This window comes from Buttiauxella noackiae (assembly GCF_000737905.1).
GTDB lineage: Bacteria > Pseudomonadota > Gammaproteobacteria > Enterobacterales > Enterobacteriaceae > Buttiauxella > Buttiauxella noackiae.
In genome coordinates this window covers 162,449-188,743 of sequence record NZ_JPRU01000003.1, presented here as the reverse complement: position 1 = coordinate 188,743, position 26,295 = coordinate 162,449, and the positions used below count along the sequence as shown (strand labels likewise).

24 protein-coding genes and 1 pseudogene are annotated in these 26,295 nt (G+C 51.9%); 10 read left to right on the top strand and 15 right to left on the bottom strand.

Features of this window, described 5'->3' with window-relative positions; translation table 11 throughout:
• Positions 1–27: 27 nt before the first annotated feature.
• The 9 genes from hycI to hycA form a co-directional block, all read right to left on the bottom strand.
• Positions 28–507, bottom strand: coding sequence for a hydrogenase maturation peptidase HycI (gene hycI / locus IX31_RS16745; protein WP_034460469.1), 480 nt, complete (start codon positions 505–507; stop codon positions 28–30).
• Positions 500–910, bottom strand: a complete 411-nt coding sequence (locus IX31_RS16740; protein WP_034460468.1) for a formate hydrogenlyase maturation HycH family protein — start codon at positions 908–910, stop codon at positions 500–502. Before IX31_RS16740 ends, hycI begins: the two co-directional genes overlap by 8 nt.
• Entirely contained in the window at positions 910–1,674 is a 765-nt protein-coding gene (locus IX31_RS16735) for an NADH-quinone oxidoreductase subunit B family protein (protein ID WP_034460467.1), read from the bottom strand. Before IX31_RS16735 ends, IX31_RS16740 begins: the two co-directional genes overlap by 1 nt.
• Positions 1,674–2,216 (bottom strand): formate hydrogenlyase complex iron-sulfur subunit, encoded by a 543-nt coding sequence (locus tag IX31_RS16730; RefSeq protein WP_034460466.1) that lies wholly within the window; start codon positions 2,214–2,216, stop codon positions 1,674–1,676. Before IX31_RS16730 ends, IX31_RS16735 begins: the two co-directional genes overlap by 1 nt.
• 102 nt (positions 2,217–2,318) lie before the next feature.
• Positions 2,319–4,028, bottom strand: coding sequence for a hydrogenase large subunit (locus tag IX31_RS16725; protein ID WP_034460465.1), 1,710 nt, complete (start codon positions 4,026–4,028; stop codon positions 2,319–2,321).
• Between the two features lie 17 nt (positions 4,029–4,045).
• Positions 4,046–4,972, bottom strand: a complete 927-nt coding sequence (locus IX31_RS16720; protein ID WP_034460464.1) for a respiratory chain complex I subunit 1 family protein — start codon at positions 4,970–4,972, stop codon at positions 4,046–4,048.
• 10 nt (positions 4,973–4,982) lie between these two features.
• Positions 4,983–6,791, bottom strand: coding sequence for a formate hydrogenlyase subunit 3 (gene hycC / locus IX31_RS16715; RefSeq protein ID WP_034460463.1), 1,809 nt, complete (start codon positions 6,789–6,791; stop codon positions 4,983–4,985).
• On the bottom strand, positions 6,788–7,393 hold the full coding sequence (locus IX31_RS16710) for a 4Fe-4S dicluster domain-containing protein (RefSeq protein WP_034460461.1): 606 nt from the start codon (positions 7,391–7,393) through the stop codon (positions 6,788–6,790). The genes hycC and IX31_RS16710 overlap by 4 nt, the downstream gene beginning before the upstream one ends.
• A 97-nt stretch (positions 7,394–7,490) precedes the next feature.
• Positions 7,491–7,946, bottom strand: coding sequence for a formate hydrogenlyase regulator HycA (hycA, locus tag IX31_RS16705; protein WP_034460460.1), 456 nt, complete (start codon positions 7,944–7,946; stop codon positions 7,491–7,493).
• Between the two features lie 819 nt (positions 7,947–8,765).
• On the opposite strand from hycA, the gene hypA reads away from it, so the two are divergent.
• The 7 genes from hypA (at position 8,766) to yajD (ending at position 15,036) form a co-directional block, all read left to right on the top strand.
• Positions 8,766–9,125: a hydrogenase maturation nickel metallochaperone HypA gene (hypA, locus tag IX31_RS16700; RefSeq protein ID WP_034460458.1), complete on the top strand. Its 360-nt coding sequence runs from the start codon at positions 8,766–8,768 to the stop codon at positions 9,123–9,125.
• Positions 9,118–9,981 (top strand): hydrogenase nickel incorporation protein HypB, encoded by an 864-nt coding sequence (hypB, locus tag IX31_RS16695; RefSeq protein WP_034460457.1) that lies wholly within the window; start codon positions 9,118–9,120, stop codon positions 9,979–9,981. The genes hypA and hypB overlap by 8 nt, the downstream gene beginning before the upstream one ends.
• Positions 9,972–10,232: a HypC/HybG/HupF family hydrogenase formation chaperone gene (locus tag IX31_RS16690; protein WP_034460456.1), complete on the top strand. Its 261-nt coding sequence runs from the start codon at positions 9,972–9,974 to the stop codon at positions 10,230–10,232. The genes hypB and IX31_RS16690 overlap by 10 nt, the downstream gene beginning before the upstream one ends.
• Positions 10,232–11,353, top strand: coding sequence for a hydrogenase formation protein HypD (hypD, locus tag IX31_RS16685; protein ID WP_034460739.1), 1,122 nt, complete (start codon positions 10,232–10,234; stop codon positions 11,351–11,353). The genes IX31_RS16690 and hypD overlap by 1 nt, the downstream gene beginning before the upstream one ends.
• 86 nt (positions 11,354–11,439) lie before the next feature.
• Positions 11,440–12,450 carry a hydrogenase expression/formation protein HypE gene (gene hypE / locus IX31_RS16680; RefSeq protein WP_034460455.1) on the top strand — a complete coding sequence of 337 codons (1,011 nt, stop codon included), beginning with the start codon at positions 11,440–11,442 and terminating at the stop codon, positions 12,448–12,450.
• A 115-nt stretch (positions 12,451–12,565) separates the two neighbouring features.
• Positions 12,566–14,650 (top strand): formate hydrogenlyase transcriptional activator FlhA, encoded by a 2,085-nt coding sequence (gene flhA / locus IX31_RS16675; protein ID WP_034460454.1) that lies wholly within the window; start codon positions 12,566–12,568, stop codon positions 14,648–14,650.
• Between the two features lie 38 nt (positions 14,651–14,688).
• Positions 14,689–15,036 (top strand): HNH nuclease YajD, encoded by a 348-nt coding sequence (gene yajD / locus IX31_RS16670; protein WP_034460453.1) that lies wholly within the window; start codon positions 14,689–14,691, stop codon positions 15,034–15,036.
• A 43-nt stretch (positions 15,037–15,079) separates the two neighbouring features.
• On the opposite strand, the gene IX31_RS16665 is transcribed toward yajD, so the two are convergent.
• Both IX31_RS16665 and IX31_RS23650 read right to left on the bottom strand, forming a co-directional pair.
• Entirely contained in the window at positions 15,080–15,544 is a 465-nt protein-coding gene (locus tag IX31_RS16665; RefSeq protein WP_034460452.1) for an NUDIX hydrolase, read from the bottom strand.
• Positions 15,545–15,589: 45 nt separating this feature from the next.
• Positions 15,590–15,757 (bottom strand): annotated as a pseudogene (locus IX31_RS23650) (AraC family transcriptional regulator); the annotation flags it as partial.
• A 288-nt stretch (positions 15,758–16,045) separates the two neighbouring features.
• Here IX31_RS23650 and ompA point away from each other — a divergent pair.
• Entirely contained in the window at positions 16,046–17,095 is a 1,050-nt protein-coding gene (ompA, locus tag IX31_RS16660; protein ID WP_034460451.1) for a porin OmpA, read from the top strand.
• A 179-nt stretch (positions 17,096–17,274) separates the two neighbouring features.
• On the opposite strand, the gene IX31_RS16655 is transcribed toward ompA, so the two are convergent.
• Entirely contained in the window at positions 17,275–18,144 is an 870-nt protein-coding gene (locus IX31_RS16655; protein WP_034460450.1) for an ROK family protein, read from the bottom strand.
• A gap of 189 nt (positions 18,145–18,333) precedes the next feature.
• Here IX31_RS16655 and exaC point away from each other — a divergent pair, with 189 nt between their 5' ends.
• On the top strand, positions 18,334–19,872 hold the full coding sequence (gene exaC, locus IX31_RS16650) for an acetaldehyde dehydrogenase ExaC (RefSeq protein WP_034460449.1): 1,539 nt from the start codon (positions 18,334–18,336) through the stop codon (positions 19,870–19,872).
• A gap of 61 nt (positions 19,873–19,933) precedes the next feature.
• Here the strand turns inward: exaC and selB are convergent, their stop codons facing one another.
• The 3 genes from selB to IX31_RS16635 form a co-directional block, all read right to left on the bottom strand.
• On the bottom strand, positions 19,934–21,778 hold the full coding sequence (gene selB, locus IX31_RS16645; RefSeq protein ID WP_034460448.1) for a selenocysteine-specific translation elongation factor: 1,845 nt from the start codon (positions 21,776–21,778) through the stop codon (positions 19,934–19,936).
• Positions 21,775–23,163, bottom strand: coding sequence for an L-seryl-tRNA(Sec) selenium transferase (gene selA / locus IX31_RS16640; protein WP_034460447.1), 1,389 nt, complete (start codon positions 23,161–23,163; stop codon positions 21,775–21,777). Before selA ends, selB begins: the two co-directional genes overlap by 4 nt.
• Before the next feature lie 70 nt (positions 23,164–23,233).
• The gene (locus tag IX31_RS16635) at positions 23,234–23,842 is read right to left on the bottom strand and encodes a glutathione S-transferase (protein ID WP_034460446.1); all 609 of its coding nucleotides are present in this window, start codon (positions 23,840–23,842) and stop codon (positions 23,234–23,236) included.
• Positions 23,843–24,341: 499 nt separating this feature from the next.
• On the opposite strand from IX31_RS16635, the gene IX31_RS16630 reads away from it, so the two are divergent.
• Positions 24,342–26,261 carry a PTS mannitol transporter subunit IICBA gene (locus tag IX31_RS16630; protein ID WP_034460444.1) on the top strand — a complete coding sequence of 640 codons (1,920 nt, stop codon included), beginning with the start codon at positions 24,342–24,344 and terminating at the stop codon, positions 26,259–26,261.
• Positions 26,262–26,295: the final 34 nt, after the last annotated feature.

Sequence of the window (26,295 nt, the reverse complement as noted above, 5' to 3'; positions counted from 1 at the left end):
GATAAGCGCAGCGTCATCCGGCAACTATCACTCGAACTCAGGTGCTTCCAGATCGGCGAAACCGCCTTTTCCTTCCCATCCAGCCAGGCTTTGATACACCGTCTCAACCGCTGCTTTTATCGCATCGGTCATTGGGTAATAAAACCCGACGATATCTGGCTGAATGCCGAGGAAAATCACCTCGCCAACATCTTCTTTAATCTGATCGATTAAATAGTTAAGTGGCATGTTGTGGGTGGTCATCATAAACATTTCAGCGATATCGTCCGGATCGATAATACGGATCTCGCCAGGGTTCAGGCCCATATCCGTTGCATCTACCAACAGCAATCTGTCCGGGCGCAATTCGCGAATCGCCACCACATCATTTTCAGGGGCGGTGCCGCCGTCGATAACAATCCAGTCGCCTTGCGGGGCGGCCAGGCATTTCTCGGCAAGTAATGGACCTGCGCCGTCATCGCCCATCATGCTGTTGCCGACGCACAATAATACGTTTTTGTTAGTCATAGCGTCTCCGTACCATCAAATAGATGGCGGGTTCTTGTTGAATAGCTTGCAGCATATCGAGCAATTCCTGGCTCCACTGTTGCTGCTGTTCAGTTTGCGTAGGTTTTGCGGCATCGAACGCTTTCGCCAGTAAAACGACGTGGCTTTGGTCGATAACGATTTCACCATAACGCGGCACACCTTCCATTTTGCGTCGCGCTTCACTGCCCTCTTCAAGCGTGGCAATCCACGCTTTGTAAGGCTCAAACGAACAGACTAAATTCTCTTTCAGGCAGTCGATAACGCCGAGGTGGTGGCCGATTGCCAGGCTGTAATAAACCACCTGTTGCGCATCACTCGGTGTGTTGTCGTTTTCATCGACAAACTTACGGCTAAGCTGGCAAAAAACCACCGACTCGCTCATTACACGCGCTCCTGCTTCACTAGTTCTTCCAGATGCGTGACGATTTCAGTCAGACGCGGATCGTTCTCGTGCGCCAGCCACTGCTGAACGCTACCACCACCGGCGGTGAGATTTTCCATGTAGCTGTCAGCAATCTGGCGGCCATAACGATAGCCAGCCAGATGACGCGCTGCGCGGTCGATACGAACGCGCAATGGCTGAACCATATCCGGGTGCAGAATTTGCGCCGGTTGTGCATCCATTTCGCTGGCTTCACGGGCGTGGATTTTCTGCTCCAGCAGACCCAGCGCCATGGCAAATCCATACAGCGTTGCCGCAGGCGTTGGCGGGCAACCCGGAATATATACATCCACCGGTACGATTTTGTCGGTGCCGCCCCAGACGCAATACAGGTCGTGGAAGATACCGCCGCTATTACCACATGCTCCGTAAGAGATGCAGATTTTTGGGTCCGGCGCTGATTCCCAGGCACGAAGCGCGGGGGAACGCATGGCGCGAGTCACAGCACCGGTAAACAGTAAAATATCTGCATGGCGTGGAGATGGGACAACTTTAATCCCGAAGCGTTCTGCGTCGAAAAGTGGCGAAAGGGTGGCGAAAATTTCGATTTCGCAGCCGTTGCAACCGCCACAGTCAACGCGATAAACATACGCGGAACGCTTAATTTTTTTGAGTAGCGATGCTTTCATGCTGGCGATGGATTCATCCACCGTCATCGGTACTGGCATGCCTTTATCGTCACGTGGACCGAGTAACATACTCATTAGCTGGCCTCTCTTATCTGGCGGCTAAGATCGATTTGGTCGGAAGAGACCAGGCTTTGCTGGCGTTTGCATTCCGGGCAGGTTTCAAACGAGGCGCGATGCGCTTCGGCAAGCTTGTCGCCATTGTGCTCAAGCAAGGCAATCGCGTAATCAATCTCTTTTTGAACCGCGAAAGGCTTGCTGCACTGGCGGCAATTGCACAGGTCAAAACGTGCCTGTTGCAGGAAATCAGCTTTGTTCCAGACCGCTAACTCGTACTCCTGAGAAAGCTTAATAGCAGCCGTTGGGCAGACTTCTTCACAGCGAGCACAGAAAATGCAGCGCCCCAGATTGAAGGTCCATGCCAGTTGCCCTGCAACCAGATCGGTCTCTACCGTCAATGCGTTGGATGGGCATGCGTTAACGCAGGCCGCACAACCAATGCATTGCTGCGGATTGTGTTCCGGTTTGCCACGGAAATTGGGATCCACGGCAATCGGTTGTAGCGGGTACGACTCAGTGGCCACGCCGCCTTTAATGGCTTTTTTGATGAAGTTAAACATGGTCGTTCCTTTGCTTTGCCTCCCGGCCGTTTTTGCGTCGGATGGCGCTACGCTTATCCGACCTACGCGTAAAATTTGTAAGCCGGCGGGAAGGCATCAAAATCATTTCAGCGGCGAATTAGTGCGCTCAATGCTATAGCGCTCAAGCTCTTTGTACGGCACCACTTTGGTCTTGCGCTTACGCACATCGACAATCGTCATGCGGTCAGTACATGAGTAGCAAGGATCGAGGCTACCGATGATCAATGGCGCATCAGAAACGGTGTTGCCACGCAGCATGTAACGCAGAGTCGGCCAGTTGGCGTAGGTCGCCGCACGGCAGCGCCAGCGGTACAGCTTCTGGTTATCACCAGTCATTGACCAGTGAATATCATCGCCGCGCGGTGCTTCAGAGAAACCGAGTGCAAAACGGTTTGGAATATAGGTGAAACCGTCAACAGCCAGCGGGCCACCAGGCAGGTTATCGAGGCCGAAATCAATCATATTCAGTGCGGTATAGACTTCGTTGATACGCACTTTCAGGCGCGACAGCACATCGCAACCTGTCTCGCTATGAACTTCCATTGGCAGCAAGCCGTAACCGACAAACGGGTGATCGGCGCGGGTGTCACGAGCGTGGCCACTTGCGCGAACCATTGGGCCGACGTTACTGAAATCACGAGCGATTTGCGGGTCGAGGCGGCCAATGCCGACGGTGCGCTGCTCGATGTTTGGCGTGCTCATCAGAATATCGACCAGATCTTTCACTTCGCGGCGCATTTGCTGTGCGAGCTGGCGCGTCTGGATCATGTCGTCTTTGAGCAGATCGCGACGAATCCCGCCGATCAGGTTCAGTCCGTAAGTCTTACGGGCACCGGTGAGGATCTCTGCCATTTTCATGGACATCTCACGTACGCGGAAGAACTGCATGAAGCCGGAGTCGAAGCCAACAAAGTGACAGGCCAGGCCGAGGTTCAGCAGGTGGCTGTGCAGGCGTTCAACTTCCAGCAAGATGGCGCGGATCATCTGGGCGCGTTCCGGGACTACGATGCCCATCGCATTCTCAACTGACGTGGTGTACGCCGTGCTGTGGGCGAAGCCACAGATGCCACATACGCGGTCAGACAAGAAGGTGACTTCGTTGTAACCCATGCGGGTTTCAGCCAGTTTTTCCATACCACGGTGCACGTAGAACAGACGGTAATCGGCGTCGATAATGTTTTCGCCATCAACGAACAGGCGGAAGTGGCCTGGTTCATCGCTGGTGACGTGCAGTGGGCCAATTGGCACTACGTTGTTTTTCTTGCTGCCCAGCTCATTGATGAACTGATAAGTTTCCTGATCGCTGGTTGGGGCAGGGCGCTGACGGTAATCCATGCTGTCTTTACGCAGTGGATACAGGTCATCTGGCCAATCATCTGGCAGCACCAAACGGCGCTCATCCGGCAGGCCAACAGGTTGCAGGCCGTACATATCACGCACTTCACGCTCACCCCATACAGCCGCAGGTACACGCGGTGTAACGGATGGGAATTCTGGTTTGTCGGCGTCGACTTCTACGCGCACGGTAATCCAGCATTTCACGCCGCTTTCCATGGAAAGTACGTAATAAACGGCATAGTTTCCGCACAGTTGACGCTCATCGTTGCCGAACAATACGGATAACCAGCCGCCTTGTTGGTAGTAAAGCCACTCCACCACTTCTGGCAGCATGTTGAGCTTCACGGTGACAGTGATTTGGTCTTTGGTTTGCCACGCTTCGTCGATCACCGCATGAGGAAACTGCTTATGCAAAGCGGCGAGATAATGTTGGCCAATCTTTTCTTCAGACATTGATAAATTCTCTTAAATCACGCCGCCAGCAAGGAGACGAAGGCTAAAAAGGCAAAGCCAAAACCGGCCCATGTAACTGTTGAGGCTTCCAGCATCCGTAAACGCGCCATGCTGTTTTCAAACAGCGCGATAATCAGCACGCCAAGCACCAATTTTACTGCCGCCAGAACCAGCGCAATGACGAGGCCGCCCCAGCTAAATTCGCTCATCTGGCCCCATGGCAGGAACACGCCAACGAACATCTGCAACACGACCAATTGCTTGAGGGAAATCCCCCATTTCAGCACGGCAAAACCTGCGCCGCTGTACTCGGTCAATGGCCCTTCCTGCAACTCTTGCTCAGCCTCTGCGAGGTCGAATGGGAGTTTGCCCATTTCGATAAAGGTGGCGAAGGCACAGGCGGCGAGCGCCAGAATCAGCGTTAAGCTTTGTGCAGTTGGCCAGTGGTAGATAGTGGAGGCGATATTGCTGATGTGTGTGCTACCAGCGACTTGCGCTGCAACCCACAGTCCCAGAATCAGGATTGGCTCAACCAGTACACCAAGCATCGCTTCACGGCTGGCACCGATACCAGTAAACGGACTACCGGTATCCAGGCCTGCAATGGCAAAGAAGAAACGCGCGATGGCGAACAGATAGATAAGCGTTATCAAATCACCCAGTGACGGCAGTGGCGAATACAGCGTTACCACCGGCAGCGCGGTGGCTATCGTCAGCATTACGCCAACCATTACAAACGGCATCAGACGGAACACCCAACCTGAGGCGGCTGGCGCAACACTCTGGCGACCAAGCAATTTGAACAGGTCGCGATATTCCTGCATCACGCCAGGCCCACGGCGATTGTGCATGCGGGCGCGAGTGACACGAGTAATACCGGATAACAGTGGCGCGACGGCAAATAACACCAGCGCCTGAATTAACGAAAAGAAAATGGTATTCATCTCAGGCTCCTTAAGCGCAAACCGCAACCAGCAACACGGCCAGTTCGATCATTGCCAGGCGACGGAACGTACCGGCAAGGCAATCACACTGCCAGCCTGGTACCCATTTCACCGGGTTCAGGGTTTTGCGTAGTTTCAGCAGTGGCGCGAACGCCGCTTTGACGGGTTGAGCAAAACCACCCGCAGTAATGACCATTGCTTGTTCGTGGTCGTAACCGCAGACCCATGCCGTGCCGCGTGTGCGATTTGGCAGGCGATCGCCACGGAAAATCACCATCAGAATGAATGGCAACAGCGGGCTGGCAATCAGCAGCAGGGTGATCATCGGTTGTGAAACGGTGGTGTTCGCGGTTTGCAGCGGCAGAGGAATGGCATTCTGCAACAGCGGAATCAGCCATGGAGCCGCAACACCTGCAATCACACAACATGCCGCAAGTGCAGCCACACTCAGGCTCATCAGGAACGGTGCAGAGGTAGCATTTTCAGCCTCTGGTGTGCGAGGTGCACCCAGGAAGGTGACGCCATAAACCTTCGCCATACACATCACGGCCAGCGCGCCGGTAATCGCCAGACCTACAGCCAGCAATGGGCCTAAGAAGCGTGCGATAAACAGCGGCAAGGTGCCAAGGTGGAAGAAGGACTGGTAAATGACCCATTCGCCAGCAAAACCGTTGAGCGGAGGCAGTGCTGCCATTGCCATTAAACCGACCAGCATAGCAATGGAAATCAGTGGCATACGCTTGCCGATACCACCCAGTTTTTCGATATCGCGATGACCGGTACGGAACCAGACCGCGCCTGCGCCAAGGAACAAAGTGGTTTTGAATACGCTATGGTTGAACAGGTGATACAGGCCACCAATCATGCCGAGTGCAACCAGCGTGGATTCATTCAGCGCAAGTCCCATCAGGCCGCAGCCCAGGCCGAGCAGAATAATGCCGATATTCTCAAGGGAGTGATAAGCCAGCAGACGGTTGATATTGTGTTCCATCAGCGCATACAGGCCGCCGATAAACGCTGTAATCATCCCAAGAATGACGACCAGAACACCCCACCACAGCGGCATTGTGTTACTGATGAGCGAGAAGCTCATGATGCCGTAGAGTCCAATTTTCAGTACTACGGCTGAGAATAATGCAGCAGCCGGAGCCGAAGCGTTGGCGTGTGCCTGAGGTACCCAACCGTGAAGCGGGATAATGCCTGCCAGCAAACCAAAACCAACCAGACCCAGTAGCCAGATAACAGAGCTAATCGGCGCGCCGTTGGTCATCAGATGCAATTCGGCATAACTGAGCGTGCCGTATTGCTTCCACAGCAACCAGCATGCGACCGCCAGCAGCACGGTGCCAAGACGGCCCAGCGCAAACCACAACTGCCCGGATTTCTGGCAGCCTGTCAGGAAGTAGCCGCTCAAAGCAACGATTTCCGCCAGCACAACTAACATGCCGAGGTTATCTGCGACCAGTGCTGCTACCGCTGCGGCCATCACCAGGTTCACCAGCAAGCCATTAGCTTTAACAGCGTGATGACGATGCCAGTCGATATTAAACAGAGAGATAAACAGACCAGGCAGACCCAACGTCACCAGCCATATGCCGTTAAAGGCGTTGAGCTGTAGATGCAGCTGCCAGATTTGCGCCATACCGCTAAACCCGGTTAACGCATCAAAACCAGCAATCAGCACCAGAACCGAACTTATCGCGCCACCAAGCCCGGCAATAAAACCGCTCAGCGGTTTATTAAATGCCGTGGCACCTGCCAGAACTGCACTCAACACAAAGCCCATCAGCGCCCAATGAATCAGGATAAAAGCACTCATTTTTTTACCTCTGGCTGGGTAAACGCAGTGAGATCGCCAAGCGTCGCGCCCAGAGTCAGTTCACGTTTACGTTTGCTTGATTTGGCAATGTCGTTGTTATCAACCACGCGCAAAGCTTTGGTTGGGCAGGTGCGAACACACGCCGGGCCAGCTTCATCGAAACTGCACAGATCGCATTTCACAGCGATGGCGCGAACACCTGGCACCCAGTCAATAAGCGTACTGACGCGAGCAGGTGCCGGAGGCGCAGGTGGCGCTTTAGGGCTGTTGGCATTTGCGGGGATGTGAATCGGGCGGCTGCCGGAGAATTCGATAGAGCCGAATGGACAGGCAATAGCGCACAGTTTGCAGCTTACGCACAGGCTTTCATTGAGCTGCACCGCACCATTGATGCGGGTGATGGCATTAGCCGGGCAGACGCCTGCACAAGGCGCGTCTTCGCACTGATGGCACATTTGCGGCGCGGAATCATTCGCGTCACGCATCACTTTCAGGCGAGGCATGGATTGCAGGCCATGCAGACGGTGCGTTTCAGAGCAAGCCGCCTCACAGGTATGGCAACCCATGCAAAGTTTGGAGTCGGCGATTATAAAGCGGTTCACCAAGTCATCCTTAAAGAAGGCAGATCATTATCATCATTTTTGACGAAACCGTGCCGAAGGCTGTCGTTTCGACAGTTTTCGACACCCAACATGGCTATCAGGCCTGGGCGCTTTGTTGCAGCTGTCCCATCGATACCGGGGTATCGGTGTTAACCGCGCTGTACAGGCTTTCGTATACCGGGCGAATTTTTTCGAGGTAATGATCGAGTACATCGTCGCGGCTACGGTTGTTGATGCTGTTGTCTACGCGGCCTTCGTCATCGAGGATTGCTTTAGCAATCAAGACTCTATCTTCACCATTACGTTTCTCAACGTAGTACTCGATGGTGTGGCTGTTGAAGCCTTCGGCGAGGCGTACGTGAATGACGAAATGGTCAAATAAGAAGAAGCGCAGGGAATCATCAGGATTGCACCCTACGGCGTGATGCAGTTTCGCTTTAGAAAGGGTGATGCCCTGAATCAAGCTATTGCAGTAATGTTGCCACTGCGTGAGCAAGCGTTGGTGCTTGTCGGCAATGTATTCGGCTTTTTCGCTCAGTTCCCAAATGTTCATTATTAAATCACTCTGTTTTTGCTGATGCGTCTACAGAGCACGTTTCGTGCCAATATTGTATTACATTGAAATAATTGGTTTTTGTATTAATAATGTGCAAATAGACACAGGAATGACATGTCATTTCGTCATGTTTGACGGGGGAGTGACAGAGTTGTTTATGCTTATGCCTGGACTGGTGATTTTCCGTTCACCCGACAGTTATCCGCTCCCACATATATTAGTGAACGGTGAACGTATCAAGGGGTTAACGCCAACCCCTTGATAATCCAGGCGTCCGGTAAATCAATCGCTGCTGCGCAGTAAACCTCCGTTTTTCCTTTCAGTCCCAGGGGGCGGTTGTGACTCGCTCCCGGCGGTCACAACCTCTCGCCGTTCCCGACGGCTCGACCCGGCCTTACAGTCAAAATGGAGGCGATTGAAGCCGGAATCAAAGGTCAACGTCAAAGGCTAAAGACGACACTGAGCCGGTTTTGACCCTGTTCCCGGTATAAATTGCCCCAGTGTTCCCCATAAGTCAGGGTTGAGCTGCCGGGAGCAGCGAAAGAGAGCGATCGCCGGGAGCGAGTCGCGAACGACCGTGAACGTTGGGGATAAGCTGGGGTTTACCGCGCAGCGGCAATTTAAAACCGGGCGGCGGGGTTGTCAGGGGGATGCCGTAATCCCCCTGACACGTTCACCGTTAGCAAAGTTATAAAGGAACGCAGAACTTACGGGTGAACGGAACACAACCATACCTAATTAACCTCCCTCAACGGCAAGTGCCAAATTCCTGGCATCATCCTTGCATTACTCTCCCCAGATATCCCCGGAGGCAATATGCACGAAATCACCCTCTGCCAACGCGCACTGGAACTCATTGAAGCTCAAGCCCGCCAGCACGGCGCTACTCGCGTCACAGGTGTTTGGCTGGAAGTGGGCGCTTTCTCATGCGTTGAGCAAAGTGCGCTGGAGTTCTGTTTCGAACTAGTGTGCCGCGACACATTAGCTGAAGGCTGCCAGCTTCACATTCATCAGCAAGAAGCGGAGTGCTGGTGCTACGACTGCCAGCAACACATCACCTTATTAACTCAGCTGGTGCGGCGCTGTCCGCTGTGTGAAGGCAGCAATTTACGCGTAGTGGCAGATGATGGCGTGCAGATTAAGCGTCTGGAAGTGGAGGAGACGAATCATGTGTAGTACTTGTGGTTGCGCTGAAGGCAACTTGTATATAGAAGGCGACGAGCGCAATCCGCACTCTGGTTTCCGTAGCGCACCTTTCGCGCCAGCAGCACGCGCAACAATGCAAATCACTGGCGTCAAATTTGCCCCAACTGCAGACGAGCAGGGCGATCTGCATTATGGTCACGGTGCTGCAGGCACTCATGCGCCGGGTATGACCCAGCGCCGTATGCTGGAAATCGAACTTAACGTGCTGGATAAAAATAACCAGCTCGCCGCTTATAACCGTGAGCAGTTTGCCAAACAGCAACAACTGGTGCTGAACCTGGTTTCAAGCCCGGGTTCCGGCAAAACCACATTGCTGACTGAAAGCTTAAAACGTCTGCACGGGCGTGTATCTTGCGCCGTAATTGAAGGCGACCAGCAAACCGTGAACGACGCCGCCCGGATTCGCGCCACCGGCACGCCAGCGATTCAGGTGAATACCGGTAAAGGCTGCCATCTTGACGCGCAGATGATTCGTGATGCCATGCAACGCCTGCCGCTTGAGCGCAACGGGATTCTGTTTATCGAAAACGTCGGCAACCTGGTGTGCCCGGCGAGCTTTGATCTCGGCGAACGCCATAAAGTGGCGGTACTTTCGGTGACTGAGGGCGAAGACAAGCCGCTGAAGTATCCGCATATGTTTGCCGCCTCTTCGTTAATGCTGCTCAACAAAATCGACCTGCTGCCGTATTTGCAGTTCGATGTTGATAAGTGCCTCGACTATGCCCGCCAGGTGAATCCGAATATTGAAATCCTGCTGGTTTCTGCGACTAGCGGAGAAGGCATGGATGAGTGGCTTAACTGGCTGGAGACACAACGATGTGCATAGGCATTCCGGGCCAGATTGTTGAAAAACTGCCAGACGGCAGCGCCAAAGTAGATGTGTGTGGTATCAAACGCGATGTAAACCTGATGCTGGTGGGCGATGCGCAAATCGGCCAGTGGGTGCTGGTTCATGTTGGTTTCGCAATGGCGATTATTGATGAAGCCGAAGCCCGCGACACCTTAGATGCCCTGCAAAACATGTTCGAAGTGGAGCCCGATGTTGGCGGCCTGCTGTTTGGGGAAGAACGCGGATGATGCATTTTGTTGATGAATACCGCGCGCCAGAAAAAGTCATGCAGCTTATTGATGTGCTGCGTGAGCGTGCGCCAAAACTAACTTACACCGCCGAGCGCCCGCTGCGCATTATGGAAGTCTGTGGCGGGCATACTCACGCTATCTTTAAGTTTGGCCTTGACCAGCTGCTGCCAGAAAACATTGAGTTTATCCATGGCCCGGGCTGCCCGGTCTGTGTGTTACCGATGGGCCGCATTGATGCCTGTATCGAAATCGCCAGCCACCCGGAAGTCATTTTTTGCACTTTTGGCGATGCGATGCGTGTGCCGGGTAAAAACGGTTCACTGATGCAGGCGAAAGCGCGTGGCGCGGATGTGCGTGTGGTTTACTCGCCAATGGACGCTCTCGCAATTGCAAGCCAGAACCCGGACCGCAAAGTGGTATTTTTTGGCCTCGGTTTTGAAACAACGATGCCGACTACTGCTATTACGCTCAAACAGGCGAAAGCGCAGGGTATCAATAATTTTTACTTTTTTTGTCAGCACATTACGCTTATTCCAACGTTGCGTAGTTTGTTGGAGCAGCCGGATAACGGCATTGATGCCTTCCTGGCTCCCGGCCACGTCAGTATGGTGATTGGCACTGAAGCCTATGACTTTATTGCCACCGAGCATCAGCGTCCGCTGGTGGTTGCCGGTTTTGAACCACTGGATTTGCTGCAAGGCGTAGTGATGCTGGTTGAGCAAAAAATCCATCAACACAGTAAGGTGGAAAACCAATACAAACGTGTGGTGCCAGATGCCGGTAATAGCCTTGCGCAGGAAGCTATTACAGACGTCTTTACCGTGCGTGGTGATGCTGAATGGCGGGGGCTTGGTACTATCAGCGATTCCGGCGTGCTGCTCACCGATGATTATCGTCAGTTTGATGCGGAAGAGCATTTTAAACCTGCACCGCAACAGGTGTATGACGACCCGCTTGCCCGATGTGGCGATGTGCTCACCGGGCGCTGCAAACCTCATCAATGCCCGATGTTTGGTAAAACCTGTAATCCACAAAATGCCTTTGGCGCACTGATGGTGTCATCTGAAGGGGCATGTGCTGCCTGGTATCAATATCGCAGCCAGGAATCTGAAGTCTAAAAATGGTGGATGGCGCTGCGCTTATCCACCCTACGATTAGCGTGTAGGTCGGATAAGCGCAGCGTCATCCGACACAGGTAAAAATCATGAAAACTATCGAACTCGCCCACGGCAGTGGCGGCCAGGCAATGCAAAAGTTGGTAGCAGACTTGTTTATGCAGGCGTTTGATAATCCCTGGCTTGCTGAGCAAGAAGATCAGGCACGGTTACCGCTGGCTGAACTGACCGCCAGTGGCGATCGCCTGGCATTTTCAACCGACAGCTATGTTATCGACCCACTCTTTTTCCCCGGCGGTGATATCGGTAAGTTAGCCATTTGCGGGACGGCAAACGACGTAGCAGTCAGTGGTGCAACCCCGCGCTGGTTATCGTGTGGGTTTATCCTTGAGGAAGGATTGCCGCTTGAAACGCTGGAGCGTGTGGTTACCAGTATGGCGGCTACCGCAAAAGCGGCGGGCATCGCGGTGGTTACCGGTGATACCAAAGTCGTGCAGCGTGGCGCGGCAGATAAACTGTTTATCAACACGGCGGGGATTGGTGCGATTCCTACTGGCCTGAACTGGGGGGCACAGCAAATTAGCACTGGCGATGTGTTGATCGTCAGCGGAACGCTGGGCGACCACGGAGCGACTATCCTTAACCTGCGTGAATCGCTGGGTCTGGAAGGTGCGCTGGTCAGTGACTGCGCGGTGCTGGCACCACTAATCGTTCCACTGCTGAATATTCCCGGCGTTAAAGCGCTGCGCGATGCGACGCGCGGCGGCGTGAATGCTGTACTGCATGAGTTTGCCGCGTCGTGTGGTTGTGGAATGGAAGTGGCTGAAAGCCAGCTGCCGTTAAACCCAGCGGTGCGTGGTGTTTGTGAATTGCTTGGTCTTGATGCGCTTAATTTTGCCAACGAAGGTAAACTGGTTATCGCAGTACAGCGCGAATCTGCTGAAGCGGTGCTTACTGCACTGCGTGCTCATCCTTTAGGGAGAGATGCGGCAATTATTGGTGATGTTGTAGAACGTAAAGGTGTACGTGTCGCCGGGCTATATGGTGTAAAACGGACATTAGACTTGCCGCATTCAGAGCCGCTACCACGCATTTGTTGACCTAAGCCAAGAGCGCTGTGTACCGCCCTGGCTACACTAAGCGTTGAGCGCCAATTGTATGATAAACATATTCCCTACCCGGTAATTTACCGGGTCTATTTTTTGGATAAGCAAAATGCCATACACACCGATGAGCGATCTCGGGCAGCAGGGTCTATTCGATATTACGCGTACCTTGTTGCAGCAACCTGATCTCCCGGCGCTTGCCAATTGCCTGACTCAATTGGCGGAACAAGGTGCGCTGGCGAACAGAGTGAATATTCTGCTTTATCATCCGCTACATCAGCGCGTGGCCTTCTATGGCATGGACAAACACGGCAAAGAACTGCATTACGAAGATGAAATGGTACTGGCCAATGGGCCGGTGCGGCGTGTGCTTTCGCGCCCGGAAGCGCTGATTTGTACGCAGGAAGAGTTCAATGATACCTGGCCGCAGGTGATGAACCTTGAATTGTACGCACCCTTTGGCCGTTACTGTCTGTTGCCGCTGGCCGCAGAAGGGAAAATCTTTGGTGGCTGCGAATTTATTCGCGACAACGATATCGCGTGGACGGATAAAGAACTCAACCGCATGCATACCCTGGCCCATGTTGTGGCTCTGGCTGCGGAGCAAATCCAGAACCGTATCGACTCAAACCTTGGTTACCAACAACTGTGCCGCGAACGTGACGATTTCCGTATCCTGGTTGCAGTAACAAACGCGGTACTCTCTAAGCTCGATCTTGATGAACTGATAAGCGAAATCGGCAACGAGATTCATCACTATTTCTCGATAGACTCGATAAGTATCGTACTACGCGGAAACCGCAAAGATCGCCTTACCGTCTACTCCACCCATTTTGTGAAAGAGCAGTCGCCAATCCACGATCAGAGTGATGTTGCTTTAGCCGGGACACTTTCTGAACGGGTATTCAAAAGCGGTGAAATGCTGCTATTGAACCTGCATCACGGTGACCAACTTGCGCCCTACGAGCGTATGTTGTTTGAAATGTGGGGTAACCAAATCCAGACCCTATGCTTGCTGCCGCTGACTTTCGGCAACAACATGCTCGGTGTTTTAAAACTGGCACAGTGCGAGGCGGGCGTGTTCACGCCGCAAAACCTCAAACTTCTGCGCCAGATAGCGGAGCGTATCGCCATCGCGGTTGATAACGCGCTGGCGTACCAGGAAATTAATCGCCTGAAAGAAAATCTGGTGGATGAGAACCTCTATCTCACCGAGCAAATCAATAATGTTGCCAGTGATTTTGGTGAGATTATTGGCCGCAGCGACGTGATGTCGAATGTGCTCAAACAGGTTGAAATGGTGGCGAAAAGCGACAGTACCGTGTTGATTCTGGGAGAAACAGGTACGGGTAAAGAGCTGATTGCGCGAGCCATTCACAATCTGAGCGAGCGCAACAGCCGTCGTATGGTGAAAATTAACTGTGCGGCGATGCCGGCTGGTTTGCTGGAAAGCGACTTGTTTGGCCATGAGCGCGGTGCATTTACCGGCGCAAACACTCAGCGTATCGGGCGTTTTGAACTGGCAGATAAAAGCTCGCTGTTCCTTGATGAGGTTGGCGATATGCCACTGGAGTTACAGCCCAAGCTTCTGCGCGTGTTACAGGAGCAGGAATTTGAGCGCCTTGGCAGCAATAAAGTTCAGCAGGTCGATGTACGCCTGATTGCCGCCACCAACCGTAATCTGAAAGAGATGGTGAATGAGCGTGAATTCCGAAGCGATCTCTATTATCGCCTGAATGTGTTCCCGATTATGTTGCCGCCGCTGCGGGAACGTCCGGAAGATATTCCGCTGTTGGTGAAATCTTTCACCTTCAAAATTGCTCATCGCATGAACCGCAATATCGACAGTATTCCTGCTGAAACCCTGCGTGCCCTGAGCCGTATGGATTGGCCGGGTAACGTGCGTGAGCTGGAGAACGTGATTGAACGCGCGGTGTTGTTAACCCGCGGCAATGTGCTGCATCTTTCCTTGCCTGAAATGGAGTATCTCCAGCCAGAAGAAAAACCGATGCAGATGGTGGCAAGTGAAGAGTTTCGTGAAGGTGAAGATGAGGCACAGAGAATTTTGCGTGTGTTGAAAGAGACTAACGGTGTGGTTGCAGGCCCACGTGGCGCGGCACAGCGATTGGGATTAAAACGCACAACCTTGCTTTCGCGTATGAAGCGCTTGGGGATTGATAAAGAGGGGATATAAACTAGTTATAACCCTATATTTTCTACCAGGTATCAACCATGGCACTTATCCCGAAAAACTACACGCGGCTGGAAAGCGGCTATCGTGAGAAAGCATTAAAGATCTACCCGTGGGTGTGCGGGCGTTGTTCGCGTGAGTTTGTTTACTCCAACTTGCGCGAGCTGACGGTTCACCATATCGATCACGACCACACCAATAACCCGGAAGATGGTAGCAACTGGGAACTTCTGTGCCTGTATTGCCACGATCATGAGCACTCAAAGTACACCGAGGCTGACCAATACGGCACAACCGTAGTCGCGGGCGAAGATGCCCAAAAAGATGTGGGCGAAGCGACCTACAATCCGTTTGCAGATTTAAAGTCGATGCTTAATAAGAAGAAGTAGGCATCAGGTGGGCAAGCTTCACGGTAGCCCACCTTTTCCATTTTTAACTCTCTGATTTTTCATCATCTACTAAATTCTCCAAAATCGTTGTCAGTCCCTCCGGGAATATCACCTCGTCAGTCTCTAGTAATTCTGATTGCGTCCACCATTTCTGTTGGCTTATCACCCGTTTTTCGTTTTCACTCCAGCCCGCTTGTGAAAGCTCATTTTCAGATGCATTGATGACATAAAAACGCTCGTCTGCCTTTACGGTTTCTCCACTCGGCAGTTGCATTGTGAATGTTCGTTGTGCAACACATGGCCCGCATTCAAGCCTCACGATGCCGGTTTCTTCGTGTAGTTCGCGAATGGCTGCTTGTTCAAATGATTCACCGGCTTCAAGGCCACCTCCAGGCGTTGCCCAATAAACCTTTCCTTCCAGCGCATCATCACGATGAGAAAAACGAAACAGCAGTACCGCACCACTATTGTTTAGGATGAGTAAGCGAGATGAAGGGCGCGTGCGCATAGAAAGTGGTCCTTGAGTTAAGGGCTGAGTTTAGAGGGTATAAATTCAATCCGAATTAATATGCACCTTACAATAACGCCGCTTCCATGCTGCCGGTGGTTGGCTTCGGTGATGTTAACTGAAACGTCTGACGATAAATAAGGCCGAGATAATCCGCATTACAATATAATTGGCTGCAAGCGTTGAGGTAGAAATCGGCAGATGAAATTGCGTGTCGCTATGATTGTTGGCGTGATAATAGCAAATATTAAAAGAAAGGTTATCCAGAGATAATTTGTTTAATTATAAACTTGGTTCTTGTTTAATAACTATATATTATTTTTATTTTTTGTTAATTAATTTGTTCTATTGTACGCTGGTGATGTGTAAATATTTTTAGTTTAAAAATAAACTAATTATAAGTTCAATTTAATGAGCTACTTTCCTATTATTCCGTTCGACAAACTTATGGCAGTTTAATTCTGAGTCGTTTGCTCAGATATGGGATATGTTAGGGAATATATGAAAAAGACTCTTGTGGCTTTAATCGTGCTGAACGCTTGCGCTGTTTCTAACGTATTTGCTGCGGCAGACGCGAACACATGGTATGGCGGCGCAAAAATGGGCTGGTCGCATTATTTTGATGTGAGCGGCAACAAAGGCTTCAGCGATAACGCAAGCAATGCCACCGATTTCGATTTCGACAAAGACAACACCAGCGGCGGTGTGTTTGCAGGTTACCAGGTGCTTCCATGGTTGGCTGTTGAAGGTGGGTACGACTACCTCGGCAACATGGGTATTAGCGGCAACAATGGTGTCGCTGGCGCAAAAATGAAAAGCCAGGGCCTGCAGCTTTCTCTGAAAGCAAGCTACGGTTTAACGGATAACTGGGATCTTTATGGCCGTGCTGGTGCGATGGGTTACCGCGCAGAAACCAACAATGCGGGCGATAACAATTTTGAAACCGGCGTGCGCCCATTAGCTGCAGTTGGTACTGAATATGCGTTTACCAAAAACTGGGCTGGCCGTCTGGAGTACCAGTGGGTAAGCAATGTGGGTAACTCTAACCAGATTGGTATCAGCAGTGATGTAAGTTCGTTATCCGCAGGTGTTGTGTACCGTTTTGGCCAGCATGATGACGCGCCAGTGGCGATAGTTTCTGCGGCGGCAGTTGTTGCTGCACCAGAAGTGAAAAAATTTAACCTGAAATCAGATGTGTTGTTCGGCTTTAACTCTGCAGAGCTGACTTCAGAAGGCCACGCAGCAATACAGCAGCTGTACAACAGCCCGGATATGCAAGCGGCGAAAAACAGCTCAACAACAGTTGTTGGTTACAGTGATCGCCTGGGCTCAGAGCAATACAATCAGCAGCTTTCTGCTCAGCGTGCACAAGCGGTTGTTGATGCGCTGATAGCGCAAGGTTTGCCTGCTCAGAATGTACGTGCCGAAGGCCGTGGTGAAAATGATTCAGTGACCGGCAACACCTGTGCAGACGATATGCCTAAGTCGCAACTGATTGATTGCCTAGCTCCTGACCGCCGTGTTGTGGTTGAGATTGCAGGCGAGCAGTAAATATTCACCCCTGAGAATGTGAATTCATCCCGAAAGTGCAGAAAGAAGTTACCTTGATTATTTCGTGCCACGCCCTGGAAGCATGTAAGCGCATTTTTCCGATGTGGCACGATATATGAAAGGTATATAAGAAATATTTCATTAATCGTCCGTTGCCCGACACATTCGTCGGGCTTTTTTTATTTCTGTTTTGCCAGCCAGACTGCGCCAAGCATGCCAGCTTTATTCCCCAGCTTGCAGGGGCGAATCGGCACTTGAAGCACATCCCAGAACTTAAACCCTTCCAGGTGACGTTCAAGCATCGGGTACAGCATCGGCTGAGTACTGACGCCGCCGCCCAGCAAAATCGCTTGAGGATCAAATAGCGACACAACGCTATAAATCCCACGCGCCAGGTATTTCACCCAGTTGTCGATAACACCCTGAATATGCAAATCTGTTTCAGCTCGGGCAAATATATCCTGGCCGCGAATTTTCTCATCTGCCGGGATATTCATCTCACGACGGCATGCATCCATCAGCCCTTTAGCTGACGCCAACTGATGCATATCCTCGCCATATCGTCCTACCGGCAAGACGCCAAATTCACCGGCCCGAAAGTGCGAACCGCGCATCAATTCGCGGTTTACGATAATGCCACCGCCAATGCCAGTACCAATCGTTACGCAGACCAGCGAATCATATTCATTACCCGCCCCCAACCACATCTCGCCGAGGGCTGCACAATTTGCATCATTTTCAACGGTAATTGGCAGGTCAGTCAGTTCCCCAAAAATCTCCAGCAAATTGCAGCCATCAAGAAACTCAAGCGCACCGGCTTTGGGGACATTGCCAGTATGGGGGTTGATATAACCTGGGAAACTGATGGCAATCCCGGCAATTTCATTATGCTGCCGATAGCCCGCCACCACACTTTGCCAGGCATCCAGAAACTGCTGGCGGTCATAGTGAGTGTCATACTCTTCAGCGATCAGCACCTCCCCCTCTTCAGTGAACAAACCATGCTTAACGTGGGTGCCGCCCACATCGAAACTTATAAACAGGCGCATGAGCAATCCTTGTAGCGAAACGGGAAAAGGTAAACTTTAAGTATGTATCAAAACCAATAAGCTGCAGGCTGATTACTCTTAATCAGCGAAAAACCAATCCGTGACCTGTGTCGTAAAGCGTTCAAACATTGGCGAAGAATTCACCGCTGGCGACTACGCTTGAGAGTGCTAACCGACAAGGAGATTCACATGACAAATAATCCTCCCGATACCCGAATTATCCCGGGCGAGTATGGTTTCCCGCTCAAGCTTAAACCTCGTTACGACAACTTCATTGGCGGCCAGTGGGTAGCTCCTGTCGAGGGAAAATACTACGAAAACCTTACCCCAGTTACCGGGCAACCTCTGTGCGAGATAGCCAGCTCCAGCAAAGGCGATATTGATTTAGCGTTAGATGCAGCGCATGAAGCGAAAGCTGGTTGGGGCGGTATGTCAGTTCAGGAACGTGCCAATATTTTGCTGAAAATAGCCGATCGTATGGAGCAAAATATTGAGCTGCTGGCGGCGGCTGAGACCTGGGATAACGGCAAACCAATCCGTGAAACCAGCGGTGCTGACGTGCCTCTGGCTATCGACCATTTCCGCTATTTTGCTTCCTGTATTCGCGCTCAAGAAGGCGGTATCAGCGAAGTTGATGGCGATACTGTGGCGTATCACTTCCATGAGCCGCTCGGTGTAGTAGCACAAATTATTCCGTGGAACTTCCCGCTGCTGATGGCGAGCTGGAAAATGGCTCCGGCGCTGGCTGCGGGCAACTGTATTGTGCTGAAACCAGCACGTTTAACGCCGTTGTCGGTTTTGCTGTTGATGGAGTTGGTGGGAGATTTACTCCCGCCGGGTGTCATCAACGTAGTGAACGGTGCTGGCGGTGAAATCGGTGAATATCTGGCAACCTCCAAACGTATCGCCAAAGTAGCGTTTACCGGTTCCACTGAAGTGGGCCAGCAGATAATGCAGTATGCGACCCAGAATATTATCCCGGTTACGCTGGAATTAGGCGGTAAATCCCCAAATATCTTCTTTGCTGATGTGATGGATGAAGAGGACGCATTTTTCGACAAGGCACTGGAAGGTTTTGCTCTGTTTGCCTTCAACCAGGGTGAAGTTTGTACCTGTCCTAGCCGAGCACTGGTGCAAGAGTCTATCTATGAACGCTTTATGGAGCGTGCGATTCGCCGTGTGGAATCTATCCGCAGTGGCAACCCTCTGGACTCACGTACCCAAATGGGAGCGCAAGTGTCACAAGGGCAGATGGAAACCATTCTGAACTACATCGATATCGGTAAAAAAGAAGGGGCTGATGTCCTGACTGGCGGACGCCGCAAAGCACTGGAGGGGGATCTGAAAGCCGGTTATTACCTGGAGCCAACCATTCTGTTCGGTAAAAATAATATGCGCGTTTTCCAGGAAGAAATCTTCGGGCCCGTGCTTGCCGTGACGACCTTCAAAACCGTGGAAGAAGCACTGGAGCTTGCGAACGATACCGAATACGGCCTCGGCGCTGGTGTCTGGAGTCGTAACGGTAATCTGGCGTACAAAATGGGCCGTGGCATTCAGGCGGGGCGCGTATGGACTAACTGTTATCACGCTTACCCAGCGCATGCGGCGTTTGGGGGCTATAAACAATCCGGTATCGGGCGTGAAACCCATAAAATGATGCTGGATCATTATCAGCAAACCAAGTGCCTGTTGGTGAGTTATTCCGATAAGCCGTTAGGGTTGTTCTGATATGAGCTGAAAAAGACACATCTCACTCTGGCATTAGGCCGGGTGAGATGTGTTTATTGCGCTATTCGTACATAAACAATGCTTTATCACGCAGTAGGTGGTCATTGCCACGACGGCGGGTAAAACCGATACGGTCAAAATATTCGAGAATCTGTACTGCGAGTTTACGTCCCACGCCGAGACTGTCGCGGAAGTCAGCAGCGCTGGTGGCTCCCTGCGTTTGATCCAATTCGCGGATCAAATTAGCAAAGGTTTGAATTCGATCGTTACGGTAATAACGATCTTTTAAGATCGCTGTTACCAGACCAAGTTGCGCGGCAAAACGCAGTAGCTGGCGTACTGTTTGTTCATCTTGCTGTGTTTCCCGAGCCAGATCGCGGACCCACCAGGGGTCATCACCAAATAGTGCGTCAATTTTCTCCCAGACTACCAACTGCTCTGCGGAAAATCCCGGTTTGTGATCGGGCAGATGCAGCCAGCCTTGTCGGCTTGCGAGCAACCCTTCGTGGCGCATTTTTTCAATCAATGCCAAAACCAGTGGCTCATCTTCACTTGGTAAAGCCATGCGACGCAGACGCTCACGGCCTGGGCCGGGCTGGTCATCATGCTGTTGATGATAACGCTCCAGGGTATCGAGTAGTTTTTGCTTCCAGCGTGCGGCCATATCCTCGCGAAGCAGGCTATTGCCCGCGCGAAGAAAATCGCTTCTGTTTAGCAACGCTTGCAAACCCTGAGAGGTCAACTGCCGCGCCCAGGCGAAATCGGTCAGGGTTACGGCGCTTCGTTGTAGATGAATATCGAGCGCCTGCTGGTCATTTTCTGCATGTTTAAGCTGTTGTAACCATGCAAGGAATGCTGGCTGGCGTTTTCCACGACGCGGTGCGTGCAGAAGAATGGCTCGTGCTCCTGCAAGTGTAACGCGAGCGGATATATCACGCAGAACCAGATGGTCATTGTCTGCAAGCCATAATGGCGTATCCAGAACCAGTTCCGCGAGGTCATCTTCTAGCAGAGAAATACGCCCGGTGATGTGACTTGCTGCATGGTGGATATGTAACGGCTGCCATTGTTGCAGCTGCGCGTGGCTCTGGAGTTGAACGATTACGCGCTCAACTGGCTGAAGGGGTTGTTCCGCCAGCAGCCAGTCGCCACGTTTGATATCCAGTTTTTCCGCATCGCCGCTAATGTTGATCGCTATACGTTGCCCGGCAAAAGCCGTGTCGGTTTTACTATTTTGGGCATGCAAACCGCGTACACGCATCGGTTTATCAGCGCCGGTTAACCACAGAGTGTCACCAATTTTTACTTCGCCACTTAACGCGGTTCCGGTCACTACCAGACCTGCCCCTTTGACGGTAAAAGCGCGGTCAATAGCGAGGCGGAAACGGTGCTGGCGCGGATGTGAACGTTCCGGCAAAGCGAGAAGATGTGTGCGTAGCTCGTCAATTCCTGTGCCGTTGGTGGCTGCCGTGACAAACAAAGCCGCCTCTTGCCAGCCAAATTCACTGAGGGTTTCCAGCACCGCTTCGCGTACCTCATCGATTCGGGCATCACTTACCCGGTCGGCTTTAGTCAAGGCCACGGTTAGCGACGGTTTGCCGGTTAATTGCAAAATGGCCAGATGTTCGCGAGTTTGCGCCATAACACCATCATCGCAGGCAACAACTAACAGCGCGTGGTCGATACCTCCCACTCCTGCCAGCATATTGGCGAGAAATTTTTCATGCCCTGGCACATCAATAAAACCGGGAATGCGGCCATCGGGTTGTGGCCAGTACGCATAGCCCAGGTCGATAGTCATGCCGCGCTTTTTCTCTTCGGGCAGACGGTCGGCATTCACGCCAGTTAAGGCTTGCAACAGGGTAGTTTTGCCGTGGTCAACATGCCCGGCGGTAGCAATAATCATGGGTTCAGGTTCTCCATGAAACCAGCTTCATCTTCAAGGCCTCGTAAATCCAGCCATAAGCGGCCATCGTTGATGCGGCCAATAATCGGTTTTGGTCGTTCGCGCAGGGCTTGTGTGAGCACGGCAAGTGTTGCGCCGCGCCCATCTTTTGGGGTGAACGTTAGCGCGGCACTTGGCAAACGATCCACTGGTAGTGAGCCGCTGCCAATTTGCGATAAACATGGTTCTACGCAAACGGTAAATTGCTCGCCATATTTACCTTCAAGGGCCGGCAGCAGACGCTGTGCAAGCTCTGTGATTTCACTGGCATTGCGGGTTAGCAGGCGTAGCGTCGGCAATCGTTCGACCAATGTTTCGGGGTGTTGATAAAGGCGTAACGTCGCCTCTAGTGCTGCCAGCGTCATTTTATCCGCACGTAATGCGCGTTTGAGTGGGTGGCTTTGAATACGGGCTATTAACTCTTTTTTGCCGACAATAATACCCGCTTGCGGGCCGCCAAGCAGTTTATCACCGGAGAAGCTCACCAGGCTTACGCCTGCGGCAATCAACTGTTGAGGCATTGGCTCTTCCGGCAATCCCCACTGAGTCAGATCGACCAGCGAACCGCTACCTAAATCAGTCACCACGGGAATATTTAGCTCATTACCCAGTGCCACGAGTTCTGCTTCATCGACCGCTTTAGTAAAGCCCGCAACCTGGTAATTGCTGGTGTGGACTTTCATCAATAGCGCGGTATTTTCATTCGCTGCCTGGCGGTAATCTTTCAAATGCGTGCGGTTAGTCGTGCCAACTTCAACAAGTTGGCAACCCGCCTGACGCATCACATCAGGAATACGGAATGCACCACCAATTTCGACCAGTTCGCCACGTGAAACCACCACCTCTTCACCACTGGCACATGCCGCCAACATCAGCAATACGGCTGCTGCATTGTTATTGACGATACAGGCGTCTTCCGCACCGGTCAGTTCGCAAAGCAAGCCCGCCAATGCTCTGTCACGGTGCCCGCGCTCTGCACCATGTAAGTCATATTCCAGTGTTACGGGGTAGCGCATTGCCTGAGTCACGGCCTCAATTGCGGCTTCTGCCTGCAATGCGCGACCCAGGTTGGTATGAAGTACCGTGCCGGTCAGGTTAAATACTGGCAACAGGGCGCTGCGCTGGCCTGATTCAAGCTGTTGCTTTGCATGTGCTGCCCAATCGCTGTTCCAGGGTGGCAGGATTTCCTGAGTACGAATGTGTTCCCGTGCCACCTCCAGCATCTCGCGTAAGGTGTTCACCACCTGAGTGTGGCCGAAATGGTGCAGCAAAGTGCTGAATGAGGCGTCACGTAACAGTTTATCGATTGCTGGAAGTTGGCTGTACAAGGTGCGATGGGTAGTCATAGCAAGCCGCAGAATGGTGAAATATTGCGATAGTTTACAGGGGGAGTTGCCCCCCTGTCATGGCGGGAGATCATGCTGTTGGCGGTTCAGTACGTGCAAAACTTTCACGTTCGAAAAGTTTCTCAACCAGTTTGACTAAATGCGGGCGGTCGACACACCAGCCTGGTGAAACGCGACGGAAATTGAGGTAGCCCACAGCACATGCCACTGCAATGGTCGCGACGCTTAGGTTTTCCGCATCCAGTTTTTTATCTGCGACGTACTGTTCAAGCATTGTCAGGCTGCGGCTGATTTTTTCACGTTGGCGCAGCAGTTCCGTTTCAGATTGCTGCTCCGGCGGACGTTGGCGTTCGCGTACCGAAACCAGAGCCGCGTCCATAATGCCATCGGCCAGCGCTTCTATCTGGCGCATCTGCAGTGCGGCTAAGGGCTCGCGTGGAATGAGGGCAGGGGCGATATCCAACAACTCAAGATATTCGGCAATCACCGGTGAATCGAACCAGTATTGCCCATCGCCGGTGACCAGCGCCGGGACTTTGCCGAGCGGGTTGTATTGCGGTGTGCTGCTTTCTGAAGTCCAGGGGTTGTCGTTTACAAATTCAAAAGTTATGCCTTTTTCCAGCATTATCACTGAGATTTTGCGCACATACGGGCTGGTGTAATTACCAATAAGTTTCATTACATCGTCCATTTTTAATCGACAAAAACTAAGTATGGATCAGGATGCAGTAAAAGGTAGTGCATCTGAAATGGTGAGAGCCCGAACTTGCCGCTGCGCTGTAATTTTCTGACAAAATCTAATGAACCGGCATCGCCGGGTTGCCCCGGATCACACTCCATAAAAATCACTTAAAATTTCTTGTGATGCTAATCACATATAAATAACAAAGTCACAACTATGAAATGTGATTTCCATCACGTTTAGGCGTCAACTATGCGCAAAAAATAGCTACTGTGTTTTTTTTACACACTGATTATGTGACGTAGATCTCCTGATCGTAGTTAGCTGCCCCCATCAATTGGTGATCTTCATCACATAAATTTCCGCTCGCTGGACAGTTTCACGATTCAGTGCCAAATTCGCCTCACTTAGAGCATCTGGCAGCGTTGCTTGCCACCACATTAACAATAAACCTCGGGCTGCTTTTCAGCGCGTAAACACAATAAGGGGTGTGCGTATGTCATCCGATATCAAGATCAGAGTGCAAAGCTTTGGTCGTTTCCTGAGTAACATGGTAATGCCAAACATCGGCGCGTTTATCGCCTGGGGTATTATCACCGCCTTATTTATCCCGACCGGTTGGTTGCCAAGTGAAACACTGGCGAAACTGGTAGGCCCAATGATTACCTATCTGCTGCCGTTGCTCATCGGTTATACCGGTGGTCGCTTAATCGGTGGCGACCGTGGTGGTGTGGTTGGTGCAATCACGACTATGGGTGTTATCGTCGGTGCGGATATGCCGATGTTCCTCGGCGCGATGATTGCAGGTCCTCTGGGTGGCTGGGCGATTAAACATTTCGACGCGTGGGTAGACGGCAAAATCAAATCCGGCTTTGAAATGCTGGTGAACAACTTCTCTGCTGGCATCATCGGTATGATTCTGGCGATTCTGGCGTTCATGGGTATTGGCCCTGCGGTTGAAGTCCTGTCCAAAGTACTGGCGGCGGGCGTTAACTTCATGGTTGTCCATGACATGCTGCCACTGGCTTCTATCTTCGTAGAACCTGCGAAAATCTTGTTCCTGAACAACGCAATCAACCACGGTATCTTCTCACCGCTGGGTATTCAGCAGTCCCACGAACTGGGCAAATCAATCTTCTTCCTGATTGAAGCAAACCCAGGTCCTGGTATGGGCGTGCTGATGGCGTACATGTTCTTTGGTCGCGGCAATGCTAAGCAGTCTGCGGGCGGCGCGGCAATCATCCACTTCCTGGGCGGTATCCACGAAATTTACTTCCCATATGTACTGATGAACCCACGTCTGATTCTGGCCGTTATCCTCGGCGGTATGACTGGCGTGTTCACACTGACTATCCTGAACGGCGGCCTGGTTTCTCCGGCATCTCCGGGTTCCATCCTGGCAGTTCTGGCGATGACACCAAAAGGTGCGTACTTCGCGAACATCGCAGCAATCGTTGCAGCAACCGCAGTCTCCTTCGTGGTATCAGCAATCTTGCTGAAAACCAGCAAAGTTAAAGAAGAAGACGATATCGAAGCAGCAGCTCGCCGTATGGCAGAGATGAAAGCAGAATCCAAAGGTGCAACTGCGCCACTGGCGGTAGGTGCTGGCCTGTCTAACGACCTGAGCCACGTACGTAAAATCATCGTAGCGTGTGATGCAGGCATGGGTTCAAGTGCTATGGGTGCTGGTGTGCTGCGTAAGAAAGTTAGCGATGCAGGCCTGAAAAATATCTCCGTAACTAACTGTGCAATCAATAGTTTGCCGGATGATGTTGACCTGGTGATTACGCACCGTGACCTGACCGAACGTGCGATGCGTCAGGTTCCACAGGCACAGCATATTTCTCTGACCAACTTCCTGGACAGCAGCCTGTACTCCAACCTGACCGAGCGTCTGGTGGCCTCTCATAACCTGAGCGAGAAAGAAGTGAAGGTCATGAGCAGCCTGGAAGACAGCTTCGTACCAAGCGAAGAAGGGCTGTTCCGCCTGGGGGCTGGCAACGTGTTCCTTGGCCTGACTGCCACCACCAAAGAAGAAGCCATTCGCTTTGCGGGTGAGCAACTGGTGAACGGTGGTTACGTCCAGCCTGAATATGTTGATGCGATGTTTGAACGTGAAAAACTGACCCCAACTTATCTGGGTGAAGGTATCGCAGTTCCACACGGTACAGTTGAAGCGAAAGACCGTGTACTGAAAACCGGTGTTGTATTCTGCCAGTATCCACACGGTGTTCACTTCGGTGAAGAAACTGATGATATTGCCCGCCTGGTTATCGGTATTGCCGCTCGCAATAACGAACACATCCAGGTTATCACCAGCCTGACCAACGCGCTGGATGATGATTCAGTGATTGATCGCCTGGCGAACACCACCAGTGTTCAGGAAGTTCTCGACCTGTTGGCTGGTAAGAAGTAAGTCTCCATTTCCCTCTCCCGAATGGGAGAGGGTT